Origin of the sequence: Lysinibacillus sphaericus, assembly GCF_005217585.1 — a bacterium.
Classification (GTDB): Bacteria; Bacillota; Bacilli; order Bacillales_A; family Planococcaceae; genus Lysinibacillus; species Lysinibacillus sphaericus.
Genome location: NZ_SZPT01000002.1, coordinates 984,712 through 1,010,941, shown reverse-complemented (window position 1 = coordinate 1,010,941; position 26,230 = coordinate 984,712). Strand labels below are relative to the sequence as shown.

The window sequence follows — 26,230 nt, the reverse complement described above, 5'->3', positions numbered from 1 at the left end:
GTGCCGGTTACAAACTTCTTAGCACTAATTGTTTTATTCGTTGTTGTATATTTAAATAGAAAATAGTGTATTAAAGTTTAAACGGTTGCCAGGGAGGAACATCATTGGCTACCGTTTTCTTTTATATCCGGTACAATTTTTTGTGTAAAGTTCATCCCATTTGAAGTCTGAACGCCTGTGTAAGTGTGGATGGAATGTCGAAGGGTTGTTTATTGATTCTCTATATGAGGCTGATACATGGGCAAATTCAATTGCAAATGAGAAGTATAGGAGTCTAGCCTATTCATTCAAAAGAGAAGGAAATACCCGTCCTATAGTCAAGGCATTATCCTTCTCACACTAAAACTAGCTCTCTAATTTTCTTCTCGTTTGTCGAACATATTCATCTAGTTGCTCTGCTGGACGAAATACGGTGCTGCCATGACACACTTCTACTCGCTCAGGTTTTAATTCTTTTACAATTAAACTACTTTGTAATGCTTCCTCCATATAAGGGGTAAACATTGGTGGACGAAATTTCCCTTTTTTAGAGTTGAAAAGATCACCAGCTAGCAGGACTTGGTCTTTTTCATGGTAATAAACTACGTGTCCTGGAGAATGACCAGGTGTTAAATAAGGTGTAAGTCCAGCAATTGTTTGTAACGTTCCATGCGTACGCTCTAGAAGAGGGTGAGCTAATTGTTTAGGGACATTATTTTCAAGTTTCTTCCTTTTTGGATATAGAACCTTACCTTCCATATATGGTATTTCTATAGCGTGTGCGAATACGGGTACTTTACTTTGAGCCAGTATTCCCTTTATTGCTCCAACATGATCGGAGTGTCCATGCGTTAAGAGAATCCTTTTCAAAGGGCCTGCATTTAGCTGTTGAATAAATTTTATAATGCCCTTTGCCATCATCGGCATTCCCGCATCTACTAAAGTGACCCCATCCTCCTCAATAACTACCCACACATGTATCGGAACAATCATCCACGTTTTTAGACTCCAGATATGGTCGGAGATTTGTTCAGCTTTCATTTTCATTTCCCCTTTTTAATTTTTCTTTAATGCCTAAAAGAAGAATTTCTATAGAAAGATTAAATGTTGGATTTAATCTTTCTATTAGAACATTAAGAGGTTCATGTTGATACGAGTAAGTGCTTAAAATCCCATTTAGGTTGAAGAAATAAATTCGAGAAAAAGCTAATAATTGATTTTCGTTTGATATAGCAAGACATTCCTGAATTAATTTCTTCATTATGTCAAAGAGCTCAATCCGCAGTCTATTAATCTCAAGTTTTGGATTGTCTTCATCTACCCTTGTTGACTTTGTATTGAAGAAAATATCATACAAATTTCGATTCTGTAGACAAAATTGAATATATTCAAGACTGATTTGTTTCAATTTGTCTTCTGAAGATAATGTACTTAAGTTCGAAAGATACAAAAATTGTTGATGTAGTTCCTGCAAAGGAGGCATAGAAAGGTGATGTAATAATTCCTCCTTGTCTTTAAAGTAAAGATAAATGGTTGTATGAGAACAACCAGCATCCTTTGCAATTGCACGTATTGTCACAGAATCGTATCCTTTTTCGGAAAATAATCTTCCCGCGGATGTTACTATTTGCCTTTTTGTTTCTTCTGACCGTTCCGCCTGTTTATTCTTCACTAAATTACCTGCTTCCCTTATAAAGTAACCAATGGTTATATAATAACCATTGGTTACTTTGATGTCAATTATTTTAAGAAACGGAATAGTTATCGTGCCTGATTATCTTTAATTACATTCTTCTAACAAAACATACAATGTTTTAATGTAAGAGATAAGACCTAAACCAAAGTACAATTAGTTCACGAAATTTTCGAAAAAAAGATGCTTTTCACTCTATAGAAAATTTTTTATACTAACTTTGTACATAATTTATCGTTACAATGTGTTTAACGAGCTGTTGTTGCTAAAAATAGGGCTGGTCTAGCAATATTGGTAATCTATTGACGGATTAAACAGTTGCTATTAAAGCTATGTGAAGGATTAGTTTTTGAAAGAAAAAGACAGGTATCGACTGATCTAACACAGTTGCATAGCTGTTTTTTTGTTGATTTTAAGGACATTGTTGAAAATGACAAGGAGAGGTATGTGTGCGGAGAAATTATCTTCAAAAAAATGTATACCAAGCATTACAGGAGCGGTTGCATTTTATCTTTAGTGAATTTGATGTCATCTATCTTTCGTTTTCTGGTGGGAAGGACAGCGGTCTATTGTTGAATCTTTTGATGGATTTTAGAGATACTTATTATCCACATCAGATAATTGGCGTATTTCATCAGGATTTTGAAGCGCAATATAGTGTAACGACAGAATATGTAGAAAAAACATTTGAACGCTTGACAGATAGAGTGGAGCGTTATTGGGTATGCTTGCCGATGGCTACTCGAACGGCTTTAAGTAGTTACGAAATGTACTGGTATCCATGGGATGATAGTAAGAAAGATAGTTGGGTCAGAGCAATGCCGAAATACGACTATGTCATTAATCTTGAGAATAATCCAATACATACTTACCGTTATAAGATGCATCAGGAAGATTTGGCAAAGCAATTTGGCCGATGGTATCGACAGTCACATGGAGGGAAGAAAACGGTCTGCTTACTAGGAATTCGCGCAGACGAGTCTCTGCAACGGTATAGTGGATTTGTAAATAAGAAGTATGGTTATAAAGAACAGTGCTGGATTACACAACAGTTTAAGGATGTTTGGACAGCTTCACCGCTTTACGACTGGTCTGTTGAAGATGTTTGGCATGCCTATTATGCTTTCAACTATGATTATAATCCACTTTATGACTTGTATTATAAGGCTGGATTAACAGCTTCTCAAATGCGTGTTGCCTCCCCGTTTCAAGATTATGCTAAAGATTCCTTGAACCTCTACCGAATTCTTGATCCACAAATTTGGGTGAAGTTAGTAGGAAGAGTACAAGGTGCTAATTTTACGCAGATATATGCAAAGACAAAAGCCATGGGATATCGGACAGTCACACTTCCAGAAGGGCATACATGGAAGTCCTATACGCAATTTTTATTGCAGACTTTGCCTTTACAACTACGGAATAATTATATTAAGAAATTTAATAAATCCATTGAATTTTGGCATACAGTTGGTGGTGGACTCGAAGAAGAAACAATTCGAGAATTGGAAGAAAACGGTTATAAAATTAAAAGGAATGGCGTGTCTAACTATACGACGTTTAAGAATTCGCGCATCATTTTTTTGCAAAAAATACCAGATGATACGGATGATATCAAGTCAACTAAGGATATTCCAAGTTGGAAACGGATGTGTTTCTGTATTTTGAAGAATGATCATATTTGCCGATTTATGGGATATGGTTTAACACGTCAACAACAATCCCAACTTGACTATATCAAAAAAAAATATAGAAGTTTGGAGGATATGGACAGTGAAGAGTAAGAGTCCAGTTTATCAAATTTACCCAATCCCTTTCGAAAAAATCTTACCGAATGATTATAATCCGAATGCCGTTGCGCCACCCGAGATGAAACTGTTGTACGATAGTATTAAAAATGACGGCTATACAATGCCCATCGTTTGTTATCATAACAAGGAAGAGGATAACTATATTATTGTGGATGGGTTTCATCGTTATCGAATTATGAAGGAGTTTTCAGATATCTATGAGCGTGAAGGAGGTATGCTACCTGTATCTATCATAGATAAGCCGATTGATCAGCGAATAGCAAGTACCATACGACATAACCGTGCTAGAGGAAGCCATAATGTAGATTTGATGAGTAACATCGTGAAAGAACTACACGAACTGGGGCGCTCTGATGCATGGATTGCAAAGCATTTGGGGATGGATCGCGATGAAATATTACGACTGAAGCAGATTACAGGACTTGCAGCACTATTTAAAGATCATTCATTTGGTCAAGCGTGGGAACCAGATGAGGAAGAGTTTCTGCTGCAAGAAGAATAGTAAGTTACGAGTGTTTAAAACGTAATCACTATATATTGAATAGACAAAGTCGAATAAATCGACTTTGTCTACGGTGTTCCTTGCGGTCTATATTTCTATTTCAACGTAGACTCTAATCGCTCCTCTGTTCGTGGATGTTCATCGAGATAAGGTGATAAATAGGCTTCTCTCAATTCATGACGCATCCAGCCCATAATACCTATAACTAATATGAAGACCAGAATAGAGGCGAGAAAAGAATTAGCAGAATCCTTATAGCCTGCTGCATAGAGTAGCATACAAAGGATGACTGTTAAGACAATAGAAATAATAAGTAAAGAAGTTAACAATAAATCTTCGCCTAAATAAAGCATACGAATATTCGTATTGAAAGAAAATAATAATAAAAAACCAGTTACTAACTGTGTAATTGTAACCCAAAAGCCTACTTTGGCACCAAAAAGTTTTAATGCTTGTTCATGTTGCTCTAGTTTCTTCTGCTTTCGTTTCAAATAAGCAAAATAGACAAACATATAAAAGCCACCTGTTGCTAAACTCGCTAACATAAAATGTAGGTAACGTTGCCAAATTTGAGGATAGTAAAATAAGCTTTCAAAAAAACCATTTGCTTCTCCCCAACGATCCGGATATAACATGGAAGTGACATTGACAATAAAAATAAGAGGGACAAAAAACAAAATTAACATGGCTAATAGGCCAATACTCAAATGCAATAATTTGTTTGTTTGGAATTTAACCCAAGTGAACTTATAAATGTATAACAAAAGGAATGCAGCAATGAGTAGGATTAATAAACTCATCCAAGCCTTCCCTATTAAAATTGTGGAAGAATAAAAATATTGTGTATATAAGACACTTACAATTAATAATGGACCAACACCTAAAACAACTGCAATACTCTTATGTATTGAAGCATGGAAGGAACAAATTTGTGCCATTTTATCAAATAAACTATTTTTTTTCATTATCCCCGTAATTTCTAGCCCAACAGCACCTGCAGTCAATGAAATAGTAAAATTCACAAAAATAATATGAAGAATAAATGTTAAGACAATCAAAATTTCTAGTAAACCAATGGGTGCAGGAATCGGTAAAGGGTTATCAGAAGAAATTAATGCAAAAACTAGATGGTTCATTTTTGGGTCACCTCTTTATCATTTTCCAATTCTGTTACAATATAAGTGGCTAATGCTTCAATCTCTTCTTCTGTCCCCATAAATGGTGGCATCGCTACTTGTGCATAATGCATATTAGGAATAAAGGACATAATGGCTTCCTTATCCCAACCTTTCATTCTAGTAGCTAAAGCTCGTGTATCTCGCCATCCATCAATCGTATGACAAGTAATACATTGACCAACGAAAACGTCTCGACCAGCTTCAACCATATTGTTGTCAGTAACTTCTTTTTCTTTTGCCCATGTTGCATTAGCTAGATATCCTTCTTTTTTCAGTTCTTCTTCATCTTTTGCTAACATTCCGTTTGCGTACATATAATTATAAATAATGTATGGCTTTCTAACGCTTTCTCTTACAACTTCAAATTCCCCAATAAAACCGATTGAAGAAAACATGACTGCAATTGATAGCATCCACGGAACGTTTTTTGGACTTTTAACGAGCCATACTAAGAAAATAAGAAGGATACTAAAACCTAAAATATTGAGGCTTTTGAAAATGACCTCAGACATGCCTGTCGACCAAACAATCATGTTATAGGCTTCAGTTGGGATGGCCCATAAATACCATAATCCTGTTATAAAAGTTAGTGGTAAGGCGATAGCACCCCAGAATGCAAACACTCGAAAGACTTCTGTTCGTAACGCTTTATCTTTAATGCGCCAACGGATGAAAAATGATACTAACGAGATAGCTAGCATAATTGCTAAAAACATACGGAATCCGAGTGAAGGGAAGTAAGTTGGGTTGAGAAATGCATTCCAAAATGAAAATGTGTCAATCCAACGTCCCGGCGTTAATTTTGCGGCTAAGACACCTGTAATGATTACCATCGTTACCCATGAAGCAATACTAAGTGCGACACCCAACATAATATGCTTTCGTTTACGTTCTCCCTCTTTCCATTTATCCCATGTATAGTAATAGACAATAAGAATAATCACTTCAGAAATAAATGCTCCCCATTCCACAACCCATGCCCAAAAGAAAATGCGTAGTAAAGAAGAAATTGAGTCCGGTTGTATGACGGTTGTTGAAAACCAAATCCCTACTCCAGTCATAGCTCCCATAGTTGTAGTAATGATTAATACCCATTTCAACATTGTTTTTGCTACTTGATCTAATGCTTCGTTCTTTCTTTTCATGGCTCTATACTCAGTAGATACAACTAAAACAGAGGTTCCAATTGCCACGCCATGGCTAATAATTACATGAATAATGGCAATAAGAGCAATGACACTGCCGTTCCCAAACCAAGTATAATCGACCGATGGAAAATTCATAGTTCCTCTTCCTTTCTGTTTTTAATGACATTCAACGCATATCATACTAAATAGATTTGAAACGCAGATGAGTAATATGTGAAATCCAAAGCAACTAAACTTCATTAGTTTGTCAAAATAGTATGTATAACGTAGAAATGGTTTGTCCGATTTCTCTTGATTTCACGCAATAGAAGCTAATTGTTGAGAGTAAAATATCGACTGTAAATGAAATTTACTTTTTTGTTACTAAAATTCATTAGAATTTCTCAATTGTTTTTTATAATGATGGTAATAAAAACATCAGTTTAAAATACTGGAATCGTTTTACGTATAAATGGGAGGAAGGGTATGAGCATGGGGCGTGAACAAGAGAGTCCACCACTATATGTGTATGGAACGGAAGCGAATCGATTTATTAAGTCTTCTGTACATTATTTCCCAAAGCATGGCAAAATTGCTGCGTATGAAGAAAATGAGGGAGCGAATGCAGTATTTTTAGCAAAACTCGGATATAAGGTAACGGTTTATAATTCTACTTCACAAGGACTAGCTAAAGTTCAATTACTGGCAAATATGAATGGCGTAACGATCGACACAAAAAGGGTAGAATTAATAGAGTACAAACTGCCTAAAGAAAACTATGATGGCGCAATAATGGTTTTTGGGCATTTTCCTCATAGCTTCCAATTAGTAGTACTTGATAAAATTATGAACTCTTTAAAACTAAACGGTGTATTTATGTTTGAGGTATATGAATACGCACAGCTTTTATACAATACGGGGGGACCAAAAGATATGTCTCATTTATATAATGCGGAGAATATCTTAAGATGGGCTCGTCGTTATAAATTAAAACATTACTTTACGGGGGAAGTAGAACAATATGATACGTCGATTCAAACAAGTACTCGCCGTGTCATACAAGTAATAGTAGAAAAATAATCTGTATGGTATATGAGAAGAAAAAGACAAATGACATACGAGAAATAACTTGAACTTTCTTTGTCTATCGTATCGAGGCTGGGCCAATGCGAATAAGTTTTAAGAAACAGAGAAATAATGTTCGTGTATTTTGCTTTTGCAAAAAATAGAATGAAAAACTAGTTGTCGGTAACGGAGCCTTTGGTGACATCAACGACATAACAAAAAAGTGTTAGATTGATTGCAGTCAATCTAACACTTTTGTTGTATGGCAGCTTACTTAGAAAGTGATTGTGCCACTGCTACAAACCTTTTTAGCCCTTCTTTTAATTGTTTTTCATTTGCGTAAGAATAGCTTAAACGAATCCAAGAAGATAATTGTTTTAATGGATCACAAACTTGTCCTGGCACAAAGGAAATATTTTGTTCGAAACTTTTGCTTAATAATAATTCAGTTGGAAAATTATTTGGAAGCTGTACCCATAAATTCAAACCGCCTTTTGGACTGGTCCATCGCCAATCTGTTATGGCTAGCTCTTCCTCCATGATTTCCTTTCGAATTTGAAGAGCAATTCGAATTTTCTCCAAGTGTTGTTGCAATCTTAGAGATGAAAAGTAATGGAGAAAAATTTTTTGATTGAGAAGTGGTGAGCCATTATCCGCTAACGATTTCGTTGTTAGCAATGCGTTCATTAATGATGATTGACAAATAACAGTCGCAATTCTTAAACCAGGTGAAATATATTTGCAAAAACTTCGGATATAAATGACTGTCCCAGCACTATCATAGGTATAAATGGGTGGTGGAGGGGGTTCATCAAAATATATGTCGTGATAAGCATCATCTTCAATTAATAACAGTCGATATTGTTCAGCTAATTCTACTAATTTTTTGCGCTGCTCAATAGGAACAGTATAGCCAGTCGGATTATGAAATGTCGGATTGAGATAAAATAATCGCGGTTTATATTGCTTAATATATAATTCAAGTTGTTGTAAATCGTACCCTTTTGGATGAATATCCACCGTAACAATCTGGGCTCCCTGTGCTTTAAAAATATCAATCGCAGCACTATAGCTTGGACGTTCAAATAAAACGACGTCTCTAGGCTTAATAAAAGTTTGGGCTATAAGGTGAATCGCTTGCTGTGAGCCAGAAGTAATGAGCAACTCATCTGCACTAATATGTGTTTTATACTGGTTGATAAAATACTGTGTGAGTGTTTCACGTAGTTCTAAATCACCTTGCACAGTTGAGTAAGTTGCAAGTACTTTTGGATAAAGATCAAACACTTTCTTTACGTAATCTGAAAAATAATGATTAGGTAAAAGATTGGGATCAATTAACGCCTGCGAAAATTGATAGGAAACAGCTGGCTGATGGATTTCAGATAAATGATTTTTTTGTAAGTATGCAGAAACAATCGGATTGCTTTGATTTAGATTTTCAAAATGTTTTGTTTCGATTGATTGGACAAAATAGCCTGCTTTATCTTTTACATAAACTTTGTCATGCTTTTTTAATAATTGATAAGCCTTTAAGACCGTTAATCGATGAACATTCATTTCAGAAGCTAATTGGCGGACGGAGGGAATCTTTTCATGTTCTTTCCATTCGTTGCGTTCTATACGGTGTAGTACATAATCATATACTTTCTTAAAAAGATAATCTTTATGTTCAATCGTTTTGTCCACTTCGATTCCTCCTATTCAAAAAGATTGTATCACGAACGATGTTAATCTGTTCTATCTTTTTCAATCTGTTCTACGTTCCTTCTTTTATGATAGAAAAAAGGAGGAGATTGATATGGTGATGATTAATTATATTTTTATGTGTTTGATTTTTGGTACGACTTTTTTAGCGATTAAAATTGGTGTTGATGCAGGGGTACCTCCGTTTTTATCAGCTGGGCTTCGTTTTTTCATTGCTGGTTTGCTGCTATTTAGTTTTATGGTTTGGAGAGAAAAAACGACAATCCGGTTATTATGGCGGAAAGAGATGTTTTTTACAGGGGTATGTTTGACTTTTGGAACGTTTGCCGCATTATACTGGGCAGAACAGTATGTGACATCAGGAATTGCAGCTGTTTTATCTGCTACGGGTCCGATGATGATTATCATTATTCAAACATTGGTATTGAAACAACAAGGAAATCGTCAATCATTGATCGGTTGTGTTGTCGGAGTTATTGGTGTCACACTGTTGATTATACCTAGTTTTTCAATTGAAATAAGTACCTTCTGGATGGTTGGTTGTCTCGCCATCATAGTAGGTGAGCTATTTTATGCAATAGGAACAATTTATACGAAACATGTTATCCAAAAATTTGAAACGACATCACCAATTGCCTTAAATGCAGTGCAAATGATGTACGGCGGGATGCTATTAATTATTTTATCGTTTTTTACCGAGAACATTCAGTTTAACAATCTGTTAAATCTCGCTTCAATGGGCTCCCTTCTTTATTTAATTATTGTAGGCTCAATGATTGGGCATAGCATTTATTATTGGCTTGTTTCACGGACAAATCCAATTTTTCCTTCTACATGGCTGTATATTTCTCCCTTAATCGCTGTAGTATTAGGTGTTATTTTTTATCAAGAATATCTATCTTGGTTAACTGGCATAGGTACTTTGACGATTATTGTTGGAACGGTTCTAGTCAATTACGAAACATTGAAGAAGTTACTCTGGCAGAAAGGGACTTTGCAGCATGTTATTAAGCAAAAGATTTTCTAATGTAAGAAAATCTTATTAAAAAATCGAATTGTCAAGGAGGCAAAGTTATGCAAGTTTCTAAAGGAGTAGAGGTTTTGGAGCTTGAATTTAATGGCACCATGATCTATCCCACGCTTTTATGGGATCAAGACATGGCCGTTTTAATAGACACTGGATTTCCTGGACAAATGGAAGATTTGCGCGTAGCAATAGATAAGATAGGCGTGGCTTTTGACAATATACAAGTTGTGATTTTGACACATCAGGATATAGATCATATAGGGAACCTACCTGACATATTACAAAACGATGGAAGTAATATGAAAGTATACGCGCATGAGCTAGATAAACCTTATATTCAAGGGGATTTTCCACTTCTGAAAGATGGGCATATAGCGAATCCACCGAAGGGAAGAGTAGATGAGACGTTACATGACGGTCAAGAGCTGCCATATTGTGGGGGAATTCTCGTAATCCATACGCCAGGACATACCCCAGGTCACATTAGTCTATATTTGAGGCAAAGTAAAACACTTGTTGCAGGGGATTCGATGTATAGTGTAAACGGTGTACTGCAGGGAGTTCATCTTCCAACTACTTTAAATATAGAGGCTGCTCGCCAATCATTAAAGAAATATATAAATCTAGACATAGAATACGTAGTTTGTTACCACGGCGGATTAAGTCTGGCAAATAGTAATGATCAGATTTTAAAATTTCAATAGTAAAAAAAGATGGTGAGCCAAACAAAAGACAACCTCGTAAAAGATAGATTTCATGTCTAATTTTTACGAGGTGTATTTGTTATACTTTTGCCAATAGTGTGTCACAATGTTGATGTGCGATAAAAGGTCGCAAAATAAAGTAATTGAATGAATGGAAAAGTATTTGCCTAAGTGGTCACTTTCATGTATAGTATCAGTAAATTTTTGATTGTTCGTTTAGAAATTGTAACTACATATACATTATAATGAAATGTAGATGTGGGACTAGTAGTAATTTTTATGTAGGAGTGTTTTGAATGGGAGAAAGAGGAAGACCTAAAGGCGCTAGTGGTGAAGAAAGTCGGGCACTACTTCTTGAAATCGCAGCAAATGAATTTGCACAACATGGATATCATGATACAAAAGTGAGTTCGATTGTTAAAGCTGCTTCATTAAGTCAACCCACTTTTTATTTGTATTTTAAAAATAAGGATGCTATTTTCGAAGAATTAGAAAATTTATTTCGCTTACGCATGATTGATTTTGCCAAAAAAAGCCGCTTACAGCCTGCATTGGAGCAAGCAACAGTAAAAGAGCGTATTATATATAACGTAAAAGAATTACTGGTGTTTTTTTCTAAAAACCCTAATTTAACACGTATTGGGTTTTATTTATCAACAAAGGCAGATGAAATAAAAGCGCAAATGGTCAAGCAAATAAAAGACAATCTGGATTTTGAAGTAGATGCCGGTTACTTTCGGAAAGATTTAGATACGCAAACAGTGGCAGAGTGCTTAATAGGCATAATTGAACGATTAACATTCATTCAATTACTACCACAGAAAAAACAACCACAAGAAATAGCGACGGATATAGTCAATTTACTGATAGAAGGAATGCTAAATAGAGAAAAATAGTGTTCTCAAATTGAGTTAAAAAGGAAAATTTATATTTTTCTTTTTATAGTTGAATATTACTTTTCAGTAATATATTATGGAGGTGGAAATAAAGATTGGGCAATAGCTATATGGTGACGGAATGTATACGCTATACATACTCCTTTATATGTTCCAACGGAGGGTAAGTAATAGAAGGTAACTTCAATGTGTTAGAAATGAGCTATTGTTATACTAAAATTATTATAGTATACCCTTATATTACTTCGTAGTAATATAAGCGGATTTTAGTTTTTATTTCTACTATAAACTAAATGAAAAGAGGGATGGTATGAGGAAGATATGGCTACAGGTTATATCTATTTTTTCTTTATTTTTATTAAGTGCATATTCTTTAATAGGCGGTATACCTGTACAAGCAGAGATGAATCAGTCACTTCAACTTACTTTAACAACAGAAGGAGAGCCATACATAGCTGGGAATATTACTTCAGCTCCTGTCACAATTCAAGTGACAGTAACTACTGCCGATCGTGCAAATCTTCAAGTAGAGTTATCGAGAGATGCGGGAAATACATGGACAATATTTGATACGACCTCACCACTTATAGTAACAGAGCCAGGTGACCATTCCATTTGGTTTAGAGTGGCAGGACAATCAGATATTTATAAGCAGACGATTCGTATTGCAGTGCCTCAAACTACACAATTAGCAGCAAGTAAGATTATTTATGTCAAGGCAAATGTTGCTGGTGGGACAGGTGATGGTACAAGTTGGAAAAACGCTTTTATAGATTTACAGTCGGCTTTAGAACGGGCAACTCCTGGCGATCAAATTTGGATAGCGCAAGGCATATATACACCGACAAGATTAGATAATGTGAGGGATGCTCGTACTGCACACTTTAGAATGAAAAATGGTGTAGCCATTTATGGTGGGTTTAAAGGTGAACAAGATGAAGAAATCGTAGATAATCGAGATTTAACGCAAAATAAAACGATATTAAGTGGTGAACTTCCGAGCGGAGAAGTGGCCTATCATGTGTTTTATCATCCCAATAACTATGACGTAAAATTGAACGCCACGGCTATACTTGATGGAGTCACGATTACAAAAGGACAAGCAGACGGTTATTCCATTTTTCATCAACATGGGGGAGGTATGTTTAATTCTGGAAATCATCCAACTTTGAGGAATGTTATTTTTAGTGGAAATCATGCCAATCAATACGGAGGGGGGATGTATAACTTAGGCAGCTCTCCAACCTTAATGAATGTTGAATTTCATGACAATAAAGCGGTGTTAGGAGGCGGCATTTATAATGGAAATATGAGCACTCCGACTATAACAAATGGGATCTTCAGTCAAAATAAAGTAACAGAGAGTGGTGGTGGTATTTATAATGGTGCAAGTCACACTACTATAGAATCTGCAACATTTATAGACAATGAAGCAGGCTATTATGGAGGTGGAATGGCAAATTTCAGTGGGAGTGACACAATATTAACAGATGTGACATTTAGCGGGAATATAGCACTGCAACAAGGAGGAGGTATGTATAATCGAAAAAGTTTGCCTTCCTTAACAAGTGTAAAATTTGTGCAAAATAAAGCTGAATGGTTTGGAGGGGGCATGCGCAATGAGATGAGCAGTCACGCTATTTTACAAAATGTTCTATTTATTGAAAATGAAGCGAATGCTGGGGGCGGTATGGCTAATACAGAAAGTGCACCCCAATTAAATAAAGTTGAATTTTATAGAAATAATGCGAAAATACGCTATGGAGTAGGGGGCAATGGAGCTGGTATACAAAATAATCGGAGTAATCCGATATTGAAGGATGTAAAATTTTATGGAAATATAGCGGATGCATGGGGTGGTGGAATATACAATCAGTTTGATAGTCATCCAACTATAATAGATGTAGGGTTTCATTCAAATACAGCAATGCAGGGAGGCGCATTATTTAATGAGGCAAGTCATCCAACATTAATGAATGCACTTTTTGCTTCTAATAATGCAACAAATCGCATAGGGAGTGCCATCTACAATTATATCAATGGAGATGTTAGTATAATCAATGCGACGATATCTGATAATGGTCCAATAGCTATAGTCGGCGGTTCAGAAAATAGTAAAATTATCAATAGTATAATTATTGGAAATGGCAATTCAGTAGCATTGAGTAATTTTTTAGGTAAGGTAACAAATAGTTTGCTAGATGTATTCGCGAATGGGCTAGGCTACAAAGGTCAGTTATACGATGCTAATGAAAAACCTATTAGTCAAGCTATTTATACGCTTGAAGATGTATTTCTTAACCCAATTAGCGGATATTATCATTTAAAGCTTGGAGGACCTGCGATTGATGTAGGAGATTCAACTGCAAATAGTTTACCGCATGATTTAGTAGGAAGAAAACGCATTCAAGGAAAGGCCATTGATTTAGGTGTATATGAAGCAACACAATATTATAAAGTTACCTATGATTCCAATAATGCAGTCGGAGGTCAAGTACCACAGGACAATACACATTATCAAGAAAATAAAACAGTAACAGTCCAAGGAAATAGTGGCAATCTAGTAAGAGAGGGCTATATATTTACAGGCTGGAATACACAAGCAGATGGAAAAGGGACGACGTATCAGGCAAATGACGTTTTCCCAATCGGTACAGCGGATGTGATGCTATATGCACAGTGGACGAAACCTAATACATCAACGTATACCGTAATCTATCATGCAAATGGCGCAACGAGTGGCACTGTACCACAGGATAATACACATTATCAAGAAAATAAAACAGTAACAGTCCAAGGAAATAGTGGCAATCTAGTAAGAGAGGGCTATATATTTGCAGGCTGGAATACACAAGCAGATGGAAAAGGGACGACGTATCAGGCAAATGACGTTTTCCCAATCGGTACAGCGGATGTGATGCTATATGCACAATGGACGAAACCTAATACGTCAACGTATTCCGTAATCTATCATGCAAATGGCGCAACGAGTGGCACTGTGCCACAGGACAGTACCCAGTATGAAGAAAACAAAACGGTAACAGTTCAAGGAAATAGTGGACAGCTAGTAAGAACTGGTTATACGTTTGCAGGCTGGAATACTCAAGCAGATGGAAAAGGCATTTCCTATGTCGAAAATGCAACCTTCCAAATGGGAAAAGCAGATGTCACATTGTATGCACAGTGGGCATCGAACCCTTCTACACCAAATGAAGGTAATGTTACGGGTCCATCCACATCGGAAGGCAATAATTCCGCTAATCCATCAAGATCCATTCAAATATCCCTCGAGACAAATGGAGGGTTATCTTTAAAGGACATAGAGATTGCCTATAATACAACAGTTAGCGACTTACCTATACCGACAAGAGAAGGTTTCCGTTTTGCTGGTTGGTATCAAGACAAGGAATTAACGAAACCGTGGGATAAAGGGACGCTGGTGAAAGAAAGTTTAACGCTCTATGCGAAATGGACAGCCTTACCAGAGGAAGAAGCAGAATCGTCAAAAGATTCACAGCCACCCAAAACACCACAGCCATTGCTACCAATCGTGACTTTCCAAGATATTGAAAACCATTGGGCACAGGAAATAATTGAGGCATTGGCAACACGAGGGATAATTACAGGTTATAAGGATGGTACTTTCCGTCCAAATGAGACGATAAGCCGCCAGCACGTAGCGGTCCTCTTGACACGTGCATTTACATTTGAGGCGAGTCGTCCATCAATAGCTTTCTCAGATGTAGCACCACATCATCCGTATTATCATGAGATTACGATCTTACAGCAGGCGGGTATTATAGACGGGATTGATGGAGCCTTTCATCCAGCCGACCATCTTACACGCGCCCAATTGGCGAAAATATTAGCGAATACATTACAGCTCCAACCACAAACTACAAGTTCATTTACGGATGTAGATAGCAGTCATTGGAGTGCGGGGTATATCGGGGCACTAGAACGGGCAGGGATAGCATTAGGTGATAATGGTAAGTTCCGACCTGAAGCTTCTGTGACAAGAGCACAATTAGCAGCTTTTTTATATCGAGCAATGCAGCAATAGATCTTTTAAGGGCGTGAAGCATTTCCAGTGCTTTACGCCCTTTGAGTATTTCTGTTTGTGGGAGACGCTAAATTTAGCGTTTTAAAGTATGGAAAGAAGCAATATATTGTTACTTTATATGACGTGCATGACGAAATTTGTGATGTTGCTTTTGTGAAGCAAAATCGAAAGTTTTTCTAATGCTCCTTTAATTTGGTAAATTTTTAGTTGACTATATACCCCTGTGGGTATATAGTGTATTGTGAAAGTGCTAATCAATTACATGTATTGTATTCTACATATTTTTTGGAGGGGATTTTGATGAAGAAGATTATTATTATTGGTGGAGTTGCTGGAGGCGCTTCTGCTGCGGCGAGAATTAGACGGTTAGACGAGCAAGCTGAAATTGTCATGTTTGAAAAAGGGCCACATGTATCGTTTTCAAATTGTTCTTTACCATTTTATTTAAGCGGTGTTGTGGAAGATAGTAAGCGTTTATTAATGATGACACCAGAGTCCTTTGAATCAAAATATAAAATTGATGCACGTGTAAATAGTGAAGTGATTGCCATTAATCGTCATGAAAAGTCAGTAACGATTAGAAGTACACAAACAGGAGAGCTATCAACAGAAGTATATGATGAGTTAATTTTATCACCAGGAGCTAGCCCGATTGTTCCAAATCTTCAAGGTACGGATTTACCACATGTGTTCACTGTGCGAAATGTAGTAGATATTGAACAATTACAACAAGCAATTGTTAAAAAAGATGCTCAAAATATCGCAGTTATTGGTGGTGGATTTATTGGTGTAGAGGTAGCTGAAAACCTCCGCTTAGTTGGACGCGGTGTTACTTTAGTGGAATTTGCCCCACAAATTTTAACACCATTTGATGAAGATATGGTTCAAATTTTACACAAAGAGTTATTAGATCATGGTGTGAACTTGATTGTAGGGGATGGCTTAGCAGAAATTACGACAGACTCTATTACATTAAATTCAGGAAAAAGAATGAATGCTGACATCGTTGTTTTAGCGATTGGCGTTCGTCCAGAAACAACATTAGCAGTAGAGGCAGGACTAGAGATTGGTGCAACTGGTGCCATTAAAGTAAATCAAAATTATCAAACGAATGACCCGAGCATTTATGCTATTGGAGATGCCATAGAAGTGTATCATCGCTTGATGAATAAAGCGACTCGTTTAGCATTAGCTGGGCCTGCACAAAAGCAAGCTCGTGCAGCTGCGGATCATATATATGGAATAACTTCGGCTAATAAAGGTGTTATAGGTTCATCGAGTATTCAAGTTTTTGATTATGCAGCAGCTGCAACAGGATTGAATGAGCGGACAGCAAAGCAAATGGGGTTACCAGTTGATGCCGTGTATATCATTGCGCCAGATAAAGTTGGGCTGATGCCTACAAGTAATCCACTTCATTTTAAATTAATTTATGAAGTACCAACTGGACGAATTGTTGGCGCACAGGCGATTGGTAAGGGGAATGCAGATAAACGAATCGATGTCATTGCGACATTGATGACAATGAATGGGACAATTGAAGATTTAAAAGAGCTAGAGCTTTCATATTCACCAATGTTTTCAACCGCGAAAGATGTCGTCAATTTAGCGGCTCTTGTCGCAACAAATATTATGGCAGGTCGTTTTAAGCAAGTGCGTGTCAGTGAAGTACGCCAATTAGTCGAGTCAGGCGCAGTTGTAATTGATGTACGTGAGCCTAATGAATTTGCAAATGGTGCAATCAAGGGTGCAAAAAACATTCCATTAAGTCAATTACGTGAGCGTATGCATGAAATTCCAAAGGACGTACCTGTCTATGTCCATTGTCGTTCTGCACAACGTAGTTACAATGCGGTAATGGTGCTAGAGCATAATGGTTATGATCAAGTTTACAATATCTCGGGCTCATTTTTAGGAATTAGCTTGTATGAGTATTTTAAAGATCAACAACTAAATCGTGAGCCAATTGTTACACAATATAATTTTAAATAATAGTTGTAGAAGTAAGGCATAGAAGTTTTCGTGAATAATACTTTGTTTGAGATATGCGACTGGAAAATAAAGAACTACTTACTATCTTTAGTAAGTAGTTCTTTTTAGTTTCAGCACTTTAAATATTTAGATATTTATTGGGCTACATAATTTTTATGTACGACTTTATATCAAGACCTCGGTTAGATAGAGATAATGCGGCAGTAGAAGGTTTGAGGGATTATAGCAGTATCTCTACCAATAAATTTGGATTTTTAAAGCCTATATTCAATTCAAGTTATCGAAAGTTATAAGAGTTGAAAAATGCTGTTTATTTTAAAGCGTTTTTTGGTAACATATAACTAATCATAGATATCAGGTTTGCAGAGAATATTAGATTGAGTTAGTTGCTACATTAATTTTCATATATGTAGTTGTGGAATATGAACCCTTCATTTAATAATTTGGAATTGAGGAGATAAGGTGAAATCAATAAAATTTAAAGATAATAGGTTGATATATGAAAAGTATACACTTTCAAAGATAAAAATATTGTTATATATTTTAGTAAATTTAATTGCTATTTTTCTAGCTATAATTATAATGACAAATTCATCTAGCAAAAAGTTATTAACTGAATTAGTTGATACTGTAGGTTTTATCGTCAAAGAAAATCCTACAATAAAAAGTACGGCAGAGTTTTCTGAATTAATAAGTTTATCTATTTTTATACCATTAATATTAATTATTATTTACTTATATATAGCTTTACCAAAATTAGCTGAGTTATTGTTAAGATTTCATGTGAAAAATACTATTTTAAGTGATATTTTCGTATATATTAAGAAATTTTTTGGATATAAAGGATTGATGACTGCAATATTTATCTTAATTTACATTCAGTTTAATATTACCTCAGAAAAAGATTTTGAAATAATTATTACACTAATACTAGGTTTAATTTTAATATTTGTTCTTTTAAAAACTTTTTATCGGAATATGATTTTTGTAATAATAGCTATATGTTATTACTTACCGGAGTTATACTATTTACCAAAATATGAATATCTTGATTTTGTATTAAAAAAATTACCTTTTGTTTTATTTTTTTCAGTGATGTTTATATTAGCTTTTTGGGGTATGAGGCTAATAATACTTTTTGATTATTCATATGCAGATTATATAAAAAAAACTGTTAAAGAAAAATTTAAAAACTCAAATGAAAGAACTATATTTAATTTAAAAGAACAACTGACCTACATTGTATTGGAAAGAAATCAATTTAATTTTTATTTCTCCATTTCTATTTTTGTAACGATTATTATTTTTTGTTATGGGGGAATTAGATTTTTAAAAGATGACATTCAATTCAATGAATATAGTGAAGTATTTTTGATTGTATGTTTTGGAATTGTGTTAATAAGATTTATTTCAAGATCTGTAGAAATTATTTATTCCTTCTATAATGATATAATAGAATTTAAAAAAGTTACTAAGACTACATTTTTAGATGGAAGCAATCGTATAATATTGGCCCTATTTAGTTTAGCAGAATTATCAATACTTGCTGCATTACTAAATTTTATCCATTATTTTTATATAGGTGATTATTTAGAAAATGGTGATGCTAGTGATGGATTACTTAACGGATTAAATATAATTTTTTCAACTATACATATTTTACTTCTATCTATAATGAAATCTTTTTCAATTAGTTTTTTTAATTTTTCGTACCCAGGGGATATCGGGTTAGTAGGTGTAAGTAAATTTATTCTATTACTAGTACATTTAATTCAAGTAATAGTAAGTGTTGTACTAATAACTTTATCTATTGCTAACTATTTAGCATTACCAAAAGAGAAGATTTTTTACAGCGTTGAAAAAGATGTTAATACTGATTTTTATCAAGTTGTTAAATATTTGGTTGCTCCTCAGTTTGAAAAGAGGGTTTTTATCGTAAAAGGTATAAACGAACTGGACTTTTTGGAACGAACAATTGAATCATATTATGAGTGTGGAAGTATAAATAGTAGCGAATATATAGCAATTTTTGAAGCTTTGAATGATTATAAAGAATTTATAGAATGTCCCAAACAGAGTTAAAATTTGCTTGAACGATAGCAATAACCAAAATTTGTAATTCCAAAGTCTGATTATAAAAATCGATGAAATGAAATGAAAGAAAGTAACGATTCTTATTAAAAACTTTCTGAGAGTGCATTCAAGCTTTCTTATCTAGATAGATCCGGAGTCCTCCAACATTTAATAGTAGTGGATGAACACAAGTTTTGAGAATAATAATCCTTTCATAGTTTTCTCTAATGTTAATACATAGGGGGAAAAGATAATGATAATTAGTAAAGGGTGTGGGGTTTTACAATTAAATGGAACATCGAGGAATTTATTTTCGATTCAATGTATGAGGCTGATTAATTTCAAATGAGATATATAGTAGAATTAACAATGGATATGATACACTTGATTATATAATAGTATATTCTATGCACTATGCGTTGCAGGAACAATTACACTTATGATTCTGTTTAGCGATTGTTTCCAATCCGTATTGCCATGGTTGTCATGTGATTACAAGTGATAGCTACTACACGATTCAAGCTTTAGCAGCCATAGTCGAATCCTTTATTCCAGCACAATAACAAAAGCTAATCGTATCCTAAAACTGTTTATGTGATAAAAAGTAATTGAGTGCTCATTTTCACTCGAAGCGTCGAATAAACTTCGAGGACGTAGTCTAGAACAAGCTATAATTAAACAGTCCATCCGTATGATAGTATGTCAATTGCTTTTGACACGCAAGTATCATATAGGAGGGCTTTTACAAGGCCAAGATTGGAATCAGTTAAAAGCAGTGAAAAATAAACAAGTGTATAAAGTGCCACTAGGTATTTATCGCTGGTATCCACCAAATGGAGATGCACCTCTTGTGTTAAAATGGATGGCACAGCACAATCATCCAGAAATTTTCAATTATAATATGACTGAAGAAATTCAACAGTATTACACTAAATTCAACACTTATGATGTAACTGAAGAACAAGTACACGATATTTTAAATCCTTCTTCTGAAGCGGCAAGATATTAATAGATACGGAATATAAAAAAACGGTTGCCAGTGGAAAAATCCTTGGCTACCGATTTTTTTTGCGTTTCTCTTAGTGTTAAATTGAGCCTTATGATGATGCATTAGGAGGCGTTTCACCATCGTCCATAGCTGGGTCAATTTTTTTCTTATTTTTTGATCTTTTAAACATCGCTATCAATAGCAAGATGATGGGTAGAAAAATAGAAAAAACAGCGATAGCAAGTGGCCATGTTTGTTGGTTGTATTTATCGGAATGAATAATATTCGCATGAACAATTTGAGAGAGTGCTATTGAGATCATGCCAAGTGGCAAAATTAATGGTCGATGATCCTTTAGTTTCAGTATTTGGCTAATGCCAATTAAAGAAGCATAATAATACATAAACGCTCGTACAAATATTGTGACCATCCACATAAATGCCATAATAATTTCAATGCGCTGCAAAAATTTTCCTACAGAAATTTTTTGTGCCAATGTATAACTAGGAAATGTTCTGATAGTGGTATTGGTAACGCCTAATACGAGTATTGATAAGGCTATAAAGGAAGTAATAATAAATCCTCCCATTAATGTGCCTATATAAAATCCTTTTTTACCTGATTGTAGGTTGTTGATTACTGAAGGAAAAATCATTAATAGTACGATTAATGGAAAAGAAAATAGCCCCATAAAATGTATAATGCTATAGATAAATGGTTGAAAGGACACTTCAAAAACTGGTTGCACATGTTTTATTTCTATTTGGGGTGAAACAAAGAACAAGAAAATCATAAATACCAATAAAAAGGCAGGAAATAGAATCTCTAAAGTACGTGCAAATACTTCAATCCCTTGATATGCAGCAAATAAAATAATACAGCAAAAAAGTATAGCAAATACGACTGGAGGTGTTTCAGGCATCACCTCTGTTTGTAGGAAATTACCAATGAAATATAGTAACTCACCGGATGAAAAAAGAGTTAACAGTACAAATCCGATAGAAACAACTTTCCCGATAAATTTTCCTAGAAACTTTTCCGTTACTTCTACAAGAGAAAGATCCGCCATTTTATTTGATAACATAATAAATAGCTTTATTAATAATAAACTTAATAGAGTGCCGATTATTGCTACAATCCAAGCATCTTGCTGTACTTCTAAGGCAATACTTGCAGGTATTATTAGTACTCCTGTTCCAGCTGTATAAAGGATAACAATGATTGTGAATTGACGGGAGCTTATCAATTGTTTTTTCATAATAGCCTCTTATTTGTTATTTTTTATTTAGTAATGCTTCTTTTAGAAAATCACTAATTGGATGAAAAATATACATAATTGCGTCCAGTGGGCTAGGAATAAAAGTTTGCAAACTGATAGCAATGTTTAAGGATGTCCCTATGACTAAAAAAATGGAAAATGTCCAAATTATCTTTTTTCCTTCCTTTTTTAATTTAGGACGTTCGACCAAAACAATAGCAAGTGAAATCACTAATATACCTAGAGCAATGAACATAGTGTTTTTTACTCCTTTAATTTTGAATTTTGCATCGTTCCTGAACCTTGCGTATTGACGTTTACCTTGACATTTACTTCAACATTAGGATAAATGGTATGCCAATCTTTTTTTATTTTTTTCCATTCTTTAGGGTCAGCACGATGAATCGCTTCTCCAAAACCGAGAACATCTGCGTTAAATTTTTCTTGGAGAACATGCAGCGATTCATCAATATTCTTTTTGATAGATAACTCGGTTTGACGATTAATCCAATCAATCGTGGTCAATTCTGTTAAATTGATGTCACATTTAACTTCTGCAACATTTTGGACAATGTCGATACTAACGTTGATAGTAGGTGAACCGTTCTTCATTGCTCCCTTTGTTGTTGTTTTGGATTGCGTAATTTCAGTTGTTAACACACCATCAGAAGGGCATGCAATAATTTCAATAGTTGATTTTATATTATCGTTTAAGTAATTAAAACTTTTACTGTCGTACTCATCGAGATAACCGATTAATTTATCTTCTTTAAAAATGGCAAGGCCAGTAAACTTAAGTTTTACAGGTGTTTCAATTCTTTCTACGTTTGTTTGGTCAATGCCTAAACTTTTATCCCCTTGAATTTCAATAGCTGATAGAACAAAATATTGATTTCCTACTCCTAATTTTGTTACTAAGTCTTCAACATCGACTTCTAAAGTAGAGCCCCATGCATCTTGGGTAACGGTAAGCGAATTTAACATTTTTTTTGCTGGTATTTTTTCTATTGGGGTTAAGACATTTAAAATATCTTTGGCTGTTGCTTGCTGCGAAACGATAATCGTAAAATCGTTTCGTATCTCCTGATCTCTTGCTAGAAAATCAATAGAATCTCGTATACCGTCTACAGCTAAGTCCTCTCCAAGTACAACTAATTGTACATGCGCAAAATATAATTTTCTTGGAGACAAGGCTAATATTTTTCGAATGGCTTCAAAGACAGTTTTTCCTTTCGCGTGATAAGTAACGACTGGTGCTTGTCTAGATGCCGTCTGCTTGGAAGAGATTTGACTAGGATCAATTACTTGTACAGAAATGGCATATTCATCATCAACAAAGTCTATACCTAGAGCAGCAACAAGTGCCAAATCATTTAATTCACGTTTACTCCAACAACCACTAAGAATTGAAATTAGAAAGATTAATGAAATTATTAGTATGGTCTTCTTCATTAGGTACCCTCATTTAACCAGATAGTGATTAGCGATTTTTTCGTCCTCTTACATTATTAATTTGACTAATGAGTCGCGGACGTGTTAGTAAAGAACCACGCGGTAAAACAATTAAAGCATCTTTTTGATCCTTCGGTATTAAAGGGGCAAATGGGCTCATATATGGAACGCCAAAAGAACGTAAGCTACATAAATGAATAATTAATAGCATAATTCCAATAAATATGCCAAACAGCCCGAACATCGCTGCCAAGCCCATTAATGGGAAGCGTAAAATACGAATTGAATTGGAAAGACCATATGCCGGGAACAGAAAACTACAAATAGCTGTTAAAGCAACAATAATGACCATTGCTGCGGACACAATGCCGGCCTCAACGGCTGCTTGTCCAATAATAAGTGTGCCGACTATCGAAATGGCTGATCCAATCATTCTCGGCATCCTCAAACCAGCTTCTCTTAAAACTTCAAAGGCGATTTCCATTATTAAAGCTTCAACAAAAGCAGGGAATGGAACGCCTTCTCGCTGCGCATAAATACTAATTAGTAGCGATGTTGGTAACATTTCTTGATGAAAGGTCGTTAAAGAAATATAAAGAGATGGCGCAACTAATGCCAAACTAATCCCTATAAATCGAATAAGACGGATGAACGAACTAACAAATGCGCTCTGATAATAATCTTCTGCTGATTGCAAAAAGGAAGTGAATAAAGCAGGTACAATTAAAACAAAAGGTGTACCATCCACTAGAATCGCAATCTTTCCTTCTAGTAATTCTCCAGCTATAACATCTGGTCTTTCGGAATTGTAGATAGTAGGAAATAAAGTAAACTTTGTATCCTGAATTAATTGTTCAATGTAACCACTCTCTAAAATACCATCAATATCAATCTGATCTAATCGATGCAGTACTTCCTTCACTATTTTTTCATTGGCTATGCCGTTTATATACATAACGGCGATTTCTGTTTGTGTAACCTCACCTATCACTCTTGATTTTATCCATAGATTAGGGCTTTTTATTTTCCGTCGAATTAAAGCTGTATTCGTTCGTAAAGTTTCGGTGAATGATTCTCTAGGCCCTCTAATAACAGCTTCTGTAACGGGCTCTGTTATCGCCCTATCTTTGACTCGTTTAGTACTTGTTGAAATACCGATAGCAAGCCCATCTATTAATAAAATAGTTTCGCCACTTAAAATAGCATTTAACAATGATGAAAAGTCCGCAATATCTTTTATACTGCCAACGGTTATGCAATAAGCTTTTAATCGAATCGCAATTTCCTGCAAAGTAGTTTCAGATGTCACTTCAAAATTAGAAATAATAGACTCTAAAACAAAGTCGTTAATCGAGGTATTATCTGCCAGACCATCCGTATAAATAATAGCGATTGGTATCTCCACCGGTTTGCCAACTAAAAATTCACGGATAATAATATCATTGCTATTACCTAGTGAGTTTTTAATGGTCTTAATATTTTCTAGGAGAGATGTAGAAAGAGATGTAATCGTTTTATTTTCTAAGAGATTATCATTTTCGGCATTACTCACTACAGTGTCCTCCTTTAGTTTTCTATTTAATAGAATATGCAAATGATAGCGTGTTTATACCAAATAATAGAATTGCTGTTTCATAAATTCTCTAAAATCAATGAAATGAATAGAAAATAAAAAAACAGACATATGATGATTGTCTGTTTTGAAATCTATTTTTCGCTTGTCCAAATGCTAGGTTGTTCGAAGGAAACAATATCTACTATATGGTCTAGACAAACAATCTGATAGTGGATTAATTCTTTATAAGAATATATTTCCTGTGCAATCGTTGTTTTACATACAAAATCTAAATAGGCGGATTTTGTAAATATGCGTATGGCATGACCTCGAAATTCATCTTCGTTATTGACAAAGTGGAATGACTCATCAAAAACAGTGTACGCTACATACGAATCGAATTCGATATGGATTTGTGGTAATGTCTTATCAATTTCAATAGGATAGGCATCATGTAATTGAAATTCATGAATGTTGATATCCTCGCTTTTTGAACTGATAGCAGCTCTATTAATCGAAATCCTTAAAGCGTTTGTTCCAGGCTCTGTTATCTTATCTAAAAATAAATAACCTTCTCGCTGCATTAAATCCTCATAGTTCATAAAAACACCCTTCCATATTTATATAAGATTTTTGGTTATTTTATAATATTAGATTTTAAAAGTCAAAAATAAAAGAACGTATTAAAGAATAAAAATTTATCGATTTACGATAAAAAATAATTGACTTAGGTTAAATGATTCGTTTATGATAGCAACAGGATACAAGGGATTTGGTGCTAAATTAAAACACTGAATCCAAAATTATTTATATGGAGGGACAAAGAAATGAAGAAATATGTGTTAGCTTCAACACCAATTGTTTTAGGAGTCATCAGCTTTTTAATCTTTATGATAAAGGGGAGTAGTGTTGCACCTGATGGTACATTAGAGGAACCGTTCTTTTTAATACCAATAGGATTTTTGTTGTTATTTATTGGTTGTATTTGTGTAGTAGGGGTAGTATTGTTGTCGTTAATCCAAAAAACAAGACATGTTTGATTATGAATTCATTAAAAGCCCTGTTTTATTACAGGGTTTTTTGTATGGTGTAAAAATAGAATAAGAGGGCAGTTAATCAGGTAAAGGTTATTTATGGCGTTAACCTATCTTTGTACAATTTAT

At 34.8% G+C, this 26,230-nt stretch carries 21 protein-coding genes; 11 read left to right on the top strand and 10 right to left on the bottom strand.

From position 1 onward, the window contains the following. Positions 1-345: 345 nt before the first annotated feature. Positions 346-1,020 (bottom strand): MBL fold metallo-hydrolase, encoded by a 675-nt coding sequence (locus FC748_RS10510; RefSeq protein ID WP_108029665.1) that lies wholly within the window; start codon positions 1,018-1,020, stop codon positions 346-348. Further along, positions 1,010-1,651, bottom strand: coding sequence for a TetR/AcrR family transcriptional regulator (locus FC748_RS10505; RefSeq protein WP_025218982.1), 642 nt, complete (start codon positions 1,649-1,651; stop codon positions 1,010-1,012). The genes FC748_RS10510 and FC748_RS10505 overlap by 11 nt, the downstream gene beginning before the upstream one ends. A 470-nt stretch (positions 1,652-2,121) precedes the next feature. Here FC748_RS10505 and FC748_RS10500 point away from each other — a divergent pair, with 470 nt between their 5' ends. Both FC748_RS10500 and FC748_RS10495 read left to right on the top strand, forming a co-directional pair. Continuing rightward, positions 2,122-3,453: a phosphoadenosine phosphosulfate reductase gene (locus FC748_RS10500; protein WP_025218983.1), complete on the top strand. Its 1,332-nt coding sequence runs from the start codon at positions 2,122-2,124 to the stop codon at positions 3,451-3,453. Continuing rightward, positions 3,443-3,982, top strand: coding sequence for an IbrB-like domain-containing protein (locus FC748_RS10495; RefSeq protein ID WP_024362421.1), 540 nt, complete (start codon positions 3,443-3,445; stop codon positions 3,980-3,982). The genes FC748_RS10500 and FC748_RS10495 overlap by 11 nt, the downstream gene beginning before the upstream one ends. A gap of 95 nt (positions 3,983-4,077) precedes the next feature. Here FC748_RS10495 and FC748_RS10490 read toward each other — a convergent pair whose 3' ends face one another. Together FC748_RS10490 and FC748_RS10485 are read right to left on the bottom strand one after the other, a co-directional pair. Continuing rightward, positions 4,078-5,118 carry a cytochrome ubiquinol oxidase subunit I gene (locus FC748_RS10490; protein ID WP_024362420.1) on the bottom strand — a complete coding sequence of 347 codons (1,041 nt, stop codon included), beginning with the start codon at positions 5,116-5,118 and terminating at the stop codon, positions 4,078-4,080. Beyond that, entirely contained in the window at positions 5,115-6,443 is a 1,329-nt protein-coding gene (locus FC748_RS10485; RefSeq protein ID WP_108029666.1) for a c-type cytochrome, read from the bottom strand. Before FC748_RS10485 ends, FC748_RS10490 begins: the two co-directional genes overlap by 4 nt. Positions 6,444-6,773: 330 nt before the next feature. Between FC748_RS10485 and FC748_RS10480 the strand changes: the two genes are divergently transcribed. After that, a complete protein-coding gene (locus FC748_RS10480) occupies positions 6,774-7,367 on the top strand; it encodes a class I SAM-dependent methyltransferase (RefSeq protein WP_025218986.1) in 594 nt (197 codons plus the stop codon). Between the two features lie 255 nt (positions 7,368-7,622). On the opposite strand, the gene FC748_RS10475 is transcribed toward FC748_RS10480, so the two are convergent. Continuing rightward, positions 7,623-9,041, bottom strand: coding sequence for an aminotransferase-like domain-containing protein (locus FC748_RS10475; RefSeq protein WP_025218987.1), 1,419 nt, complete (start codon positions 9,039-9,041; stop codon positions 7,623-7,625). Positions 9,042-9,153: 112 nt separating this feature from the next. Between FC748_RS10475 and FC748_RS10470 the strand changes: the two genes are divergently transcribed. The 7 genes from FC748_RS10470 (at position 9,154) to FC748_RS10440 (ending at position 20,823) form a co-directional block, all read left to right on the top strand. Beyond that, positions 9,154-10,086, top strand: a complete 933-nt coding sequence (locus FC748_RS10470) for a DMT family transporter (protein WP_024362416.1) — start codon at positions 9,154-9,156, stop codon at positions 10,084-10,086. A gap of 47 nt (positions 10,087-10,133) precedes the next feature. Beyond that, a complete protein-coding gene (locus FC748_RS10465) occupies positions 10,134-10,790 on the top strand; it encodes an MBL fold metallo-hydrolase (protein WP_108029667.1) in 657 nt (218 codons plus the stop codon). 296 nt (positions 10,791-11,086) lie between these two features. Then, entirely contained in the window at positions 11,087-11,686 is a 600-nt protein-coding gene (locus FC748_RS10460) for a TetR/AcrR family transcriptional regulator (protein ID WP_108029668.1), read from the top strand. A gap of 310 nt (positions 11,687-11,996) precedes the next feature. Next, the gene (locus FC748_RS10455) at positions 11,997-15,749 is read left to right on the top strand and encodes an InlB B-repeat-containing protein (RefSeq protein WP_108029669.1); all 3,753 of its coding nucleotides are present in this window, start codon (positions 11,997-11,999) and stop codon (positions 15,747-15,749) included. 297 nt (positions 15,750-16,046) lie between these two features. Beyond that, positions 16,047-17,741: an FAD-dependent oxidoreductase gene (locus FC748_RS10450; RefSeq protein ID WP_108029670.1), complete on the top strand. Its 1,695-nt coding sequence runs from the start codon at positions 16,047-16,049 to the stop codon at positions 17,739-17,741. A gap of 462 nt (positions 17,742-18,203) precedes the next feature. Continuing rightward, a complete protein-coding gene (locus FC748_RS10445) occupies positions 18,204-19,823 on the top strand; it encodes a hypothetical protein (protein WP_108029671.1) in 1,620 nt (539 codons plus the stop codon). Between the two features lie 682 nt (positions 19,824-20,505). Further along, the gene (locus tag FC748_RS10440) at positions 20,506-20,823 is read left to right on the top strand and encodes a hypothetical protein (protein ID WP_137102298.1); all 318 of its coding nucleotides are present in this window, start codon (positions 20,506-20,508) and stop codon (positions 20,821-20,823) included. Positions 20,824-20,911: 88 nt separating this feature from the next. Here the strand turns inward: FC748_RS10440 and FC748_RS10435 are convergent, their stop codons facing one another. The 5 genes from FC748_RS10435 to FC748_RS10415 form a co-directional block, all read right to left on the bottom strand. Continuing rightward, positions 20,912-22,060 carry a GerAB/ArcD/ProY family transporter gene (locus FC748_RS10435; protein WP_108029673.1) on the bottom strand — a complete coding sequence of 383 codons (1,149 nt, stop codon included), beginning with the start codon at positions 22,058-22,060 and terminating at the stop codon, positions 20,912-20,914. A 16-nt stretch (positions 22,061-22,076) separates the two neighbouring features. Beyond that, positions 22,077-22,316: a hypothetical protein gene (locus tag FC748_RS10430; RefSeq protein ID WP_108029674.1), complete on the bottom strand. Its 240-nt coding sequence runs from the start codon at positions 22,314-22,316 to the stop codon at positions 22,077-22,079. Positions 22,317-22,324: 8 nt separating this feature from the next. Next, positions 22,325-23,512 (bottom strand): Ger(x)C family spore germination protein, encoded by a 1,188-nt coding sequence (locus FC748_RS10425; protein ID WP_108029675.1) that lies wholly within the window; start codon positions 23,510-23,512, stop codon positions 22,325-22,327. Between the two features lie 28 nt (positions 23,513-23,540). Further along, entirely contained in the window at positions 23,541-25,064 is a 1,524-nt protein-coding gene (locus tag FC748_RS10420) for a spore germination protein (RefSeq protein ID WP_051147728.1), read from the bottom strand. A 155-nt stretch (positions 25,065-25,219) separates the two neighbouring features. After that, positions 25,220-25,669, bottom strand: a complete 450-nt coding sequence (locus FC748_RS10415) for a hypothetical protein (RefSeq protein ID WP_108029676.1) — start codon at positions 25,667-25,669, stop codon at positions 25,220-25,222. Positions 25,670-25,894: 225 nt separating this feature from the next. Here FC748_RS10415 and FC748_RS10410 point away from each other — a divergent pair, with 225 nt between their 5' ends. Then, complete coding sequence (locus FC748_RS10410; protein WP_024362406.1) at positions 25,895-26,107, top strand: DUF3955 domain-containing protein; 213 nt, start codon at positions 25,895-25,897, stop codon at positions 26,105-26,107. Positions 26,108-26,230: the final 123 nt, after the last annotated feature.